General features: G+C 70.1%; 11 protein-coding genes and 1 other RNA gene. All 12 read right to left on the bottom strand.

From position 1 onward, the window contains the following. Nucleotides 1-98: 98 nt before the first annotated feature. On the bottom strand, nt 99-434 hold the full coding sequence (locus VFX14_01580) for a hypothetical protein (GenBank protein HEU5188357.1): 336 nt from the start codon (nt 432-434) through the stop codon (nt 99-101). A 139-nt stretch (nt 435-573) separates the two neighbouring features. Next, entirely contained in the window at nt 574-2,094 is a 1,521-nt protein-coding gene (locus VFX14_01575) for a glycosyltransferase family 2 protein (GenBank protein ID HEU5188356.1), read from the bottom strand. Between the two features lie 9 nt (nt 2,095-2,103). Next, nucleotides 2,104-2,385 (bottom strand): septum formation initiator family protein, encoded by a 282-nt coding sequence (locus tag VFX14_01570; protein ID HEU5188355.1) that lies wholly within the window; start codon nt 2,383-2,385, stop codon nt 2,104-2,106. Further along, entirely contained in the window at nt 2,382-3,668 is a 1,287-nt protein-coding gene (eno, locus tag VFX14_01565; GenBank protein ID HEU5188354.1) for a phosphopyruvate hydratase, read from the bottom strand. Before eno ends, VFX14_01570 begins: the two co-directional genes overlap by 4 nt. A gap of 4 nt (nt 3,669-3,672) precedes the next feature. Next, a complete protein-coding gene (locus VFX14_01560) occupies nt 3,673-4,566 on the bottom strand; it encodes a farnesyl diphosphate synthase (GenBank protein ID HEU5188353.1) in 894 nt (297 codons plus the stop codon). Next, on the bottom strand, nt 4,563-4,802 hold the full coding sequence (locus VFX14_01555) for an exodeoxyribonuclease VII small subunit (protein ID HEU5188352.1): 240 nt from the start codon (nt 4,800-4,802) through the stop codon (nt 4,563-4,565). The genes VFX14_01560 and VFX14_01555 overlap by 4 nt, the downstream gene beginning before the upstream one ends. Beyond that, the gene (gene xseA, locus VFX14_01550) at nt 4,783-6,138 is read right to left on the bottom strand and encodes an exodeoxyribonuclease VII large subunit (GenBank protein ID HEU5188351.1); all 1,356 of its coding nucleotides are present in this window, start codon (nt 6,136-6,138) and stop codon (nt 4,783-4,785) included. The genes VFX14_01555 and xseA overlap by 20 nt, the downstream gene beginning before the upstream one ends. Nucleotide 6,139: 1 nt before the next feature. Beyond that, nucleotides 6,140-6,997 carry a bifunctional methylenetetrahydrofolate dehydrogenase/methenyltetrahydrofolate cyclohydrolase FolD gene (gene folD, locus VFX14_01545; GenBank protein ID HEU5188350.1) on the bottom strand — a complete coding sequence of 286 codons (858 nt, stop codon included), beginning with the start codon at nt 6,995-6,997 and terminating at the stop codon, nt 6,140-6,142. 10 nt (nt 6,998-7,007) lie between these two features. Then, a complete protein-coding gene (locus VFX14_01540) occupies nt 7,008-7,805 on the bottom strand; it encodes a TIGR00282 family metallophosphoesterase (GenBank protein HEU5188349.1) in 798 nt (265 codons plus the stop codon). A 2-nt stretch (nt 7,806-7,807) separates the two neighbouring features. Next, nucleotides 7,808-9,406 carry a ribonuclease Y gene (gene rny / locus VFX14_01535; protein HEU5188348.1) on the bottom strand — a complete coding sequence of 533 codons (1,599 nt, stop codon included), beginning with the start codon at nt 9,404-9,406 and terminating at the stop codon, nt 7,808-7,810. A gap of 152 nt (nt 9,407-9,558) precedes the next feature. After that, nucleotides 9,559-9,740: non-coding RNA, 6S RNA (ssrS, locus tag VFX14_01530), on the bottom strand. Nucleotides 9,741-9,789: 49 nt separating this feature from the next. Then, on the bottom strand, nt 9,790-10,521 hold the full coding sequence (locus tag VFX14_01525; GenBank protein ID HEU5188347.1) for an alanyl-tRNA editing protein: 732 nt from the start codon (nt 10,519-10,521) through the stop codon (nt 9,790-9,792). Nucleotides 10,522-10,527: the final 6 nt, after the last annotated feature.

Genomic DNA, 10,527 nt, shown 5'->3' with positions numbered 1-10,527 from the left:
GTCGCCATGTCATCTCCTCGCGTGGACGGCGGAAGTGGACGCCAACGCGCTGAGACACTAGCATCGCTCAAGACGTGGCGCGAGCGAGCCTCAGGCGTCTAGAACCACTCCACCGAGAAGCCGAATCCGGCCGAGCCGCTCGACTCGGGGTCGGCCGCCCCGCGCGAGCCGACAGGCGGATTGGGCGCCGTCCAACCGGACGCCCCGTACTTCGTGCCGTGCTGCGTCTCGCCCGACAATCCCGGGATGAAGCCGGGATCGTGCGGCACCGCCGGCTGCATCGGGCGGATGTCGCGCTCGAGCGGCCGCGGCTCACGCGGCTTCTCCGGCGTCGGCAGCGGAGCCTTCAGGTCGAGGGGCTGCGCGAAGGCCATGGCCGCTCCAGCGAGCAGGCTCGCGATGGCGAGCGCACATCCGAAGAGGCGGCCGGTCATGGGGCATCTCCCTCCCGATCCATCCTCTGCAGACCGCGTGCCGACGTGGGAACGCTGACGCACACACGGAATTTCCACTACTTGATGACCTACCCCGGCGCTCAGCCCGACGGGGCTGGGGCGGCGACGACCCAGCTGTCTAGCCGATGGGCTCGGAGGCGCGGGCAGGCTGAAGCCGCGCGGTGACGCGATCCGTCTTGGCCGCCTCGTAGCGGCCGGTGCGCCAGATGCTCCACAGCACGCGCCAGGCGGCGCGCGTCGCCAGCAGCCAGTAGGTCTGGCAGCGGAAGGTCCCGAAGAACTTCTCCTTGAGGCTCTTCCGGCGGAGGTCCACCGGGCGCGGCAGGTAGGGCCGCAGCTCCTCGATCAGGGTCTGGGTGACGATCCCGCCGACCCACACCGTGAGGAGCAGCGAGAGCGTCGGCGCGCCGACACCCAGGTAGAAGAGCGCCGGGTGCTCGCCGCGGAACTGATACGCGAGATACCAGCCGAGCCAGCCGGTGAAGGGATAGACCAGCGCGGCCACCGGCCACTCGATCACCTTGTTCCCGACGTGGCGGATGAGCTGCGCCAGGTTGTAGGCCGTCGGCCTCGCGCGCCAGACCGCGCGGAGGAAGGGCGCGTCGTCGAGCACGCCCAGGTACCACCGCGCGTTCTGGCGGATCACCTTCTCCGTCGTCTCCGGGAGATCGGTCAGCTCGAGCATGGGTATGGCTTCGATCAGGATGCCCCGGGCCCCCAGCGCGTAGCCGAGGGTGGAGTCCTCGGTGGCGCCCGAGGTGGGGAAGCCGCCCACCGCCTGCATGGCGTCGAGGCGCACGAACTGGTTGTGCCCGAGGCAGATCTGCGAGCGGCGGAAGCAGAACTCGAAGAGGGGACGCAGGGCGCGGCCCAGGCGCGGCCACCGCGCGGCGAAGGCGCCGAAGAGGCGGATGCGCTTGACCTCGTTGATGAGCCGTGCGATCGACACGCGGATGAAGATCGACGACTGCTGGATGGCACAGATGCGCCCGCGGATGTCGAGACGGCCGTAGTTGGCGAGGGAGAGCGGGATTCCCTGATAGGCGAGCGAGCCCGGCCCCGTCAGCTCGCGATGGGCGATCCAGCGATAGGTGTCGAGATCGGGCACGGAGTCGGCGTCGCTCACGCCCACGAAGACGCGCGTGGGATCGTGGTCCTCGCCGAGGATCTCGCGGAGGCTCTCTGGTCTCAGCGCCCAATTGAGCTGCTGCGCCTTGCGCCCCGGGCCGGGCATCGCGAGATGCGTGAGCCGCTTCTGCTGGTACGGCGGCAGCGTCTCGCGGAACCGCCGCACCAGCTCGCCCGTGCTGCCCCTCATGAGGGGATGCGGGTTACGCTCCTCTTCTTCCTTGGTGATGACGACCACGTGGAGACGGCCGTGCGGATAGCGCGACGCGACGAGCGCTCCCACCGTTGCCGCGATGTCCGGCTCCTGATAGGCGGGCACCAGGTGGAGGAACACCGGCGTGGCCGGCGTCCGCTCGAGCGCCTCCTCGGTGGGCAGCGCGGCCACCCGCGCGTACGACTCGCGGACGAAGCGCACCGTGGTGAGCATGCCTTTCCAGTCGAGGCTGAGCTTGAAGACCGCCCGCGCGTTGACGAGGAGCGCGAGCAGGAAGAGAACGAGGAGGAGCTCCATGGCGGCGAATCAGCCTCCGGGGGTGCTGGGCGGGAGCTTGAGGACCTTGTCGCCCGGCTTGACGAGGCCGAGGGATTCCCGGGCGAGCTGCTCGATGTACTCGGGGTCGCTGCGCAGCCGGTCGATTGTCTTGGTCAGCCGACCCGTCTCTTCACGAAGCGTCGCGATCTCGCGCTCGAGGCTTTCCACCTCGCGCTTCATCTGGATCACGCGGGCCACGCTCGAGCCGCCGTAGGCGAGAAGCGCCACCGCGGCCACGACCATGACCCCGCGGACGTGTCGCGGCGTCACCGCCGGCCGCCGCGAAGCGCCGCGCGGCCCGGCCAGACCGCGGCAGTGCCGAGCTCTTCCTCGATGCGCAGGAGCTGATTGTACTTGGCGGTGCGCTCGCCGCGGGCCAGCGAGCCGGTCTTGATCTGTCCCCCGTTGACGGCGACGGCGAGGTCGGCGACGAAGGAGTCCTCCGTCTCGCCCGAGCGGTGCGAGATCATGGTGCCGTAGCCCGCGCGCTTGGCGAGCTCGATCGCCTCCAGGGTCTCGGTGAGGGTGCCGATCTGATTCACCTTGACGAGGATGGCGTTGGCCGTCCCCTCCTGGATGCCCTTCTGAAGGATGGCGGGATTGGTGACGAAGAGGTCGTCGCCCACGAGCTGAACGCGGCCGCCGAGGCGGCGCGTGAGCTGGCGCCAGCCGTCCCAGTCGTCCTCACCCAGCCCGTCCTCGATGGAGCAGATGGGATAGCGCGCGAGCAGCCCCTCGTAGAAGCTCACCATCTCGTCGCTCGACTTCTCGGTGCGGTCGGCGCGCAGGCGGTAGCGTCCGTGCTCGCCGAACTCGCTGGCCGCCACGTCGAGGGCGAGGAAGACGTCGTCGCCCGCGCGGTAGCCCGCGCGCTCGATCGCGCGCAGGAGGAAGTCGAGCGCCTCCACGTTGCCGCCGAGGCTCGGCGCGAAGCCGCCCTCGTCGCCCACGCCGGTGGAAAGGCCCTGGTCCTTGAGCAGCTTGCGGAGCGTGTGGAAGATCTCGACGCCCGTGCGGAGGGCCTCCGCGAAGCTGCCCGCGCCCGTGGGCACCAGCATGAACTCCTGGACGTCGAGCCCGTTGTCGGCGTGCGCGCCGCCGTTCAGCACGTTCATGAACGGCACCGGGAGCACGCGCGCGCCGGGGCCGCCGAGATACTGGTAGAGGGGCAGGCCCGCGTCGTCGGCGGCCGCCCGCGACACCGCCAGCGACACGCCGAGGATCGCGTTGGCGCCGAGCCCTGACTTGTTGGGCGTGCCGTCCAGCTCCAGCAGCGCGCGATCGACGGCGGCCTGCTCGGCCGCGTCCATGCCCTCGATCTCGGGGGCGATGGTCTCGATGACGTTCTGGACGGCGCGGCGGACGCCCTTGCCGAGATAGCGCGAGGAGTCCCCGTCACGAAGCTCCATCGCCTCGCGCTTGCCGGTGGACGCGCCGGAGGGCACCATGGCGCGGCCGAAGGCTCCCGACTCGAGCCACACCTCGACCTCCACGGTGGGGTTGCCGCGGGAATCGAGGATCTCACGCGCGTGGAGAGAGCGGATCTCGGACAGAGGGCTAGGCCTTTCGCTCGAGGATGAACCGCGCGAGGGCGCGCAGCGGCTCGGCCGGCGAGCCGAGGGGCGCGAGGGCGTGGAGGGCCTCGCCGATCAGACGGCCGGCCTGGGCCTGCGAGGCCTCGATGCCGTGAATGGCGGGATAGGTCGCCTTCTGCTGCGCCTGATCCTTCCCCGCCGTCTTGCCGAGCTGCTCGGTCGTGCCCGTGACGTCGAGGATGTCGTCCACGATCTGGAAGGCGAGGCCGAGATCGCCGCCCGCGACGGTGAGAGCGCGGAGCTGATCGTCGCGAGCGCCGCTCAAGCGCGCGCCGACGCGGATCGACGTGCGGATCAGCGCGGCGGTCTTGTGGAGGTGGATGTATTCGAGCACGTCGGCGCTGACGCGCCGGCCCTCCGCCTCGAGGTCGGCCACCTGTCCGCCCACCATGCCGTCGGTGCCGGCCGCATCCGACACGTCCACGAGGACATCACGCAGGACCCTGGCGTCCATCTCCGGTCGCCAGTTCTCCGCGATGAGCCGGAAGGCGTGCGTGAGGAGCCCGTCACCGGCGAGGATGGCCATGGCTTCGCCGAACACCTTGTGGCTGGTGGGCCGCCCGCGGCGGAAGTCGTCGTTGTCCATCGCGGGCAGGTCGTCGTGGATGAGCGAATACGTGTGGATCAGCTCGAGCGCGCACGCCGTCGGCATCACTTCGTCCATACGCCCGCCCACCGCCTCCGCCCCCGCGATGACCAGCACCGGGCGCAGCCGCTTGCCGCCCGCGAAGACGCTGTAGCGCATCGCCTTGTGAATGGTCTCGGGGGCCACCGTTTCCGCGGGGAGGAAGCGATCGAGCGCCAGGTCCACGCTCTGAGCCCGGTCCTTGAGGTAGCTCTCGAAGCCCGCGCTCATGACTGCTTGCCCTCGTCCCACGTGAAGGGCTCGACGCGGAGGAGGCCCGCCTCGTCCTTGGTGAGGAGCTCGATGCGCTTCTCCGCCTCGTCGAGATAGCGGGCGCAGCGCCGCGCCAGCCCCACCCCTTCCTCGAAGGCTTTCAGCGAGTCCTCGAGGGGCAGGTTGCCGGCCTCGAGCGTGTCCACGATCTGCTCGAGCCGGGCCAGCGCATCCTCAAACTTGATGTCGGTCATCCCGTTCCTTCACGTCCGTCACCTGCGCGTCCACCGCGCCTTCCGCGAGCAGCACTTCGATCGTGTCCCCCGCCCGCAGCGAGGCGGCCGTCCGCACCACTGCGCCCGACGGCAGCCGCGTCAGGCTGTACCCGCGCCCCAGCACGGCAAGCGGCGACAGCGACTGGAGCCGCCCCACCGCGGCGGCGAGCCGATGCCGCGAATGCTTGGCGCGATGGGTAGCGGACGCGGCGAGCCGGCCGCGAAGCTGGGCCAGCACCGCGGCGCCGTGAGAAATCCTAGCCAACGGGTGCTGGGAACTCAAGGCGTTTGTCGCCAGCTCGACGCGGTGACGCAGCATCCGCTGATGGGCGCGGGCCGCGGTGGCGAGCCCGGCCTGCGCCTCGTCGAGGCGCCGCGTCCACTCGCGGAGCGCGCGCGAAGGCTCGGTGAGCACGCGGCGCCGCAGGAGCGAGGCCACCCGCTCGCGCCGGCGCGCCATCTGCGAGGCCATCGCCAGGCGCAGGCGGTCGTGCAGATCCACCAGCATCTCCATCACCGCGAGCTTCTCGCGCACCACCAGCTCGGCGGCGCCGGACGGCGTGGGCGCGCGGAGATCGGCCACGAAGTCGGCGATGGTGTAGTCGGTCTCGTGACCTACCGCCGAGATCACCGGCACCCGCGACGCCACGATGGCACGGGCCACGCGCTCGTCATTGAAGGCCCAGAGATCCTCGATGGAACCGCCGCCGCGACCCACGATCACCACGTCGAGCTCGTCCACCGCGGCGAGCGTCGCGAGGGCGGCCACGATCTCCCCCGGCGCTTCCTCCCCCTGCACGCGCACCGGCACAATCAGGATGCGCAGGTCACCGAAGCGCCGCCCGATGATGTGGAGCATGTCGCGGACGGCCGCGCCGGTGGGCGAGGTCACGATGCCGATCACGCGGGGGAAGGCAGGGAGCGGCCGCTTGCGCGCCTGCTCGAAGAGCCCCTCGGCCTCGAGCCGACGCTTGAGCTGCTCGAAGGCGTACTGGAGGGCTCCCACGCCCTTGGGCTCGAGGAGCTCGACCACTAACTGGTATTCGCCGCGCGGCGGGTAGAGGTCGAGGCCGCCGAAGGCCAGCACCTTCATCCCGTCCTCGGGCTCGAAGCGGATGCGCCGGCCCCGGTTCCGGAAGAGCACGGCGCGTAGCTGGGCCGTCTCGTCCTTCAGGGTGAAGTACGCGTGGCCGGAGCCGGGCGTGCGGAGATTGCTGATCTCGCCTTCCACCCACACCGCGGGGAAGGCCACCTCGAGCTGCTCCTTGATCCGAGCCGTCAGCTCGGAGACGGAGAGGACCGCCCGTTCAGCCACGTCAGGAGGGGGAGAGGCCGGCCTGGCGCTGGGCGGCGAGGAGCGTGTTGCGCATGAGCATGGCGCGCGTCATCGGCCCCACGCCGCCGGGCACCGGCGTGATCGCGCCGGCCTTCGGGCTTACCGAGGCGAAGTCCACGTCGCCGGCGAGCTTGCCGGTGTCGAGCCGGTTGGTGCCCACGTCGATCACCACCACGCCGTTCTTGACCATGTCGCCCGTCACCATACGCGCGCGGCCCGCGGCCACGCAGAGGAGGTCGGCGCGCCGGCAGTGGGCAGCGAGATCGCGGGTCCGCGTGTGGCAGGTCGTCACGGTCGCGTTGCGCCCGATGAGAAGCTGGGCGAGGGGCTTCCCCACGAGTCGCGAGCGCCCCACCACCACCGCCTCCGCGCCCTCGAGGGGAATCCCGTAGTGGTCGAGGATCTCGATGCAGCCGGCCGGTGTGCAGGGCACCAGGGTCGGCTTCCCCCCGAGCAGGTTGCCCAGGCTCACCGGGTGAAGACCGTCGGCGTCCTTCGCGGGGGCGATGGTCGCGATGGCCGCATCCTCGTCCAGGCCCTTCGGCAGCGGGAGCTGCAGCAGCACCCCGTGCATCGAGGGATCGGCGTTGATGCGCTGGATCGTCGCGTGGAGCTCGGCCTGGGTGCAGCCCTGGGGGAAGAGGAAGTCGCGCGAGGCGATGCCCACCTCCTCGGCGTCGCGCTTCTTGCTGCGCACGTAGAGCTGCGAGGCGGGATCTTCGCCCACGAGGATGACCGCCAGCGTGGGCGGCGCGCCCGTGCGCTCCCGGTAGGCGGCGGCCCCGGCCTTGACCTCGGCCAGGACCTTCGCCGCGACGGCCTTCCCGTCGAGAGTCACGCCGCGCGGATCAGGCGGGGGCGGGAACGCGGAGGCGCTCGATGCCGAGCGCCTTGCCGGTGTCCGGATCGACGCGGATCACCGCGCCGTGCAGGGCCGCCGGGCCCTTGGCCGGCTCGAAGCGCGTGGGCATCTGGGTGAGGAAGCGCGCGATGGCGAGCTCCGGGTCCACCCCGATCACGGAGTTGACCGGCCCCGTCATGCCGAGATCGGTGATGAACGCGGTGCCTTTCGGCAGCACGCGCTCGTCCGCGGTCTGGGTGTGGCGATGCGTGCCCACCACCGCGCTCACCTGCCCGTCGAGATACCACCCGAGCGCCTGCGATTCGGAGGTTGCCTCGCAGTGCGCGTCCACCACGATGATCGGCGTCTCCTGGCGGAGCCGCGCGATCTCCTCGTCGGCCTTGCGGAACGGACAGTCGAGCTGCTGGGGGAAGAACACCCGGCCCATCAGGTTCAGCACGCCGACCTTGTGCGGCCCGACCTTCACCACCACCGAGCCCGCGCCGGGGGTGCCGGCGGGGAAGTTGGCGGGGCGGAGAAGGAGGTTGTCCTTGACGATGTACTCGATGATCTCCTTGCGGTCCCAGATGTGGTTGCCGGTGGTCATCACGTCGGCGCCGTGCTCGAGCATCGAGCGCGCGATCTGGGGCGTCACGCCGTAGCCCGCCGCCGCGTTCTCCACGTTGACGATGGCGAGATCGACTTCGTACTGCTTGCGGAGCTTGGGCACCAAGGTCTCGGCGGCGCGCCGCCCGGGCTCGCCGAAGAGGTCGCCCACGCACAGGATCGTCAGCGGCTTGGCCATCGCTACTTTGCCACCTCGACCGCGCGCGTCTCGCGGATCACCACGACCTTGATGTGCCCGGGGTACTGCATCTCGGCCTCGATGCGCTTGGAGATGTCCTTGGCGAGCTGATGCGCGTCGAGGTCGGAGATCTGCTCGGCCTTGGTCATGATGCGCAGCTCGCGGCCCGCCTGGATCGCGTAGCACATCTCGACGCCCTTGTAGGACATCGCGATCTCTTCCAGCTTGGCCAGCCGCTTGATGTAGCTCTCGAGCACGTCGCGCCGCGCCCCCGGGCGGGCCGCCGAGATGCCGTCGGCGGCCTCCGTGAGTACCGCCTCGATGGTCTCGGCCTCCACGTTCTCGTGCCCGCACAGGGCGGCGTTGATCACCTGCGGCGACTCGCTGTACTTGGTGAGGACCTGGAGCGATAGCTCCGGGTGGCTTCCTTCCTGCTCGTGGGTGAGGGCCTTGCCGATGTCGTGGAGCAGCCCCATGCGCTTGGCCAGCTTCACGTCGGCGCCGATCTCCGCCGCCATCATGCCGGCCAGCCACGCCACCTCCTTGGAGTGCTGGAGGCAGTTCTGGCCGTAGGAGGTGCGGTACTTCATGCGCCCGACGAGCTTGATCAGCTCGGGATGGAGGCCGTGCACACCCACCTCGAAGCAGGCTTTTTCGCCCTCCTCCTTGAGGTGCTCCTCCATCTCCTTCTTGACCTTGTCCACCACTTCCTCGATGCGCGCGGGATGGATGCGCCCGTCCGCGATGAGCTTCTGGAGGGCCAGCCGCGCGATCTCGCGGCGGTAGGGGTCGTAGGCGGAGATCAGCACCGCCTCCGGCGTGTCGTCCACGATGAGGTCCACCCCGGTGTGGAGCTCGAGCGCCCGGATGTTCCGCCCCTCGCGACCGATGATGCGGCCCTTCATGTCGTCGGAGGGCAGGTCCACGATGGACACCGCCGTCTCGACCGTATAGTCGGGGGCGAGGCGCTGGATGGTGGTGGCGAGCACCTCCTTGGCCTTGCCGTGGGCGACCTCGCGCGCCTCCTCCTCGAGCCGCATGCCGAGGAGCTGGGCCTCCCGGCGGGCCTCCACCTCGACCTGGGCCATGAGCTGCCGCCGCGCTTCCTCCGCGGTCAGCCCGGCGATCGACTCCAGCTTCCGCTTGTGCTCGTCGAGGGCGTTGGTGAGGCGGGCCTCGGTCTCGGTCAGCCGGCGCTCGCGGTCCCCCAGGCCCTTTTCGCGCTGGTGAAAATCCTGGTCGCGCCGGTCGAGCTGGTCCAGGCGGCGGGTGACCTGTTCCTCCTGCTGGGCGACCCGCCGCTCGATGTCCTGCATATCCTTCTGGCGGGCGCGGCTCTCCTGCTCGAGCTCGGCCCGGGCGCGCAGGGCCATCTCCTTGGCCTCGAGCTCGGCATTGCGGATCTTGGCCTCGGCCTCGCGGGCCTTGGCCTCGGTCTCGCGCGCAGCCTGGTCGACCTTCGTCTTGGCTTCCTCGACGATGCGCCGCGCGCGGGTCTCGGCGTCGCCGATGGTACGAACGGTGGTGATCTTCTGCCCGAGATATCCGACCAGGAAGGCGAGAATCGCCACCAGGGGGAGGAGCAGCAGCATCAGGTCCATGGATCGCTCCTTCCGGGTTTGCCCCGGACGGATTGATGTTCGCTGTGGGTCCACGCGCGGCAAGTAGCCGCGAAATTTGCCAAAGTATAGGCGCTTGGACGCAGCGTTGTCAACGAAAGGACACACGTCCGGGGCGGACGCGCGCCAAGGAGAGATGCCCCACCTCTGCCGTGTGCCGGTGGTGTTTCGAACCTGGTATGTACCAGGTGGGCGCCAAAAGGAGGGCTTTAGGCTTCCCCTCTACGAGGGGCATGCGCACCACCCTCTTGCACGGCGTCCTGCATGTAAACGAGGTTGAAACTTCCCCCCGACATCACGCACAGCGCAGGGCGCTTCCTGTGTACCCCCCGCCCCGCCCGAGCGTCAAGGAGTTTGTGCCCGCGTCAGGGGCCCGTCGGGGGCGCGACGAGGCCGATCTTCACCCGTCGGTTGTGACGCCCCTTGTTGTCGATCTTGAGGATGCGGATGGGCGGGGAGCTTCCGGTGGCGGCGAGATGCGTCCCCCCGCAGGCTTGCCGGTCCAGGTCCGCGATCTCGACGATGCGGATCAGACCGTCGGGGGTGGGGGGCGGGGCCACCGCCTGCGTGCGGATGAGCCCCCGCTGGGCGAGCGCCTCGGCCATCGGAACGTACGTAAAGCGGAGGGGCAGGTCCTGCGCGATCGCGTCGTTGATGGGGCCCTCGAGCGCCCGGAGCCGGTCATTGTCGGCGTCGGGCACGTCGAAGTCCATCCGGGCGGTGCCGTCCTCCCCGATCTGGACGCCGGTGACCAGCGCCCCATTGAAGGCGCGAAAGACGAAGGCATTGAGGATGTGCGTATCCGTGTGCACCGAGCGCATCAGGCGGCGGAACGCCGGGTCCACGGTGGCGCGGATCGGGCCGGTCAGCTCGACCTCGTCGGCAAGGAGATGCCAGACCCCCTCGATGCCCGGCTCGAAGCCCTTCACGGCGGTCACGCCCCCGTTCCACTCGAGCGCGCCCCGATCCGGAGGCTGGCCGCCGCCGCCGGGATAGAAGGGCGAGCGCTTCAGGAGAACGCGGCCGGGCTGGGCGTCGAGCACGTCGGTGTCCAGGATCAGCGTGTCGGGCTCCGCGTGGCAGAGCAGATGGGCCATGGCGGA

Source organism: Candidatus Methylomirabilota bacterium, from assembly GCA_035764725.1.
GTDB lineage: Bacteria > Methylomirabilota > Methylomirabilia > Rokubacteriales > CSP1-6 > DASRWT01.
This window is presented reverse-complemented; position numbering and strand designations above follow the sequence as displayed.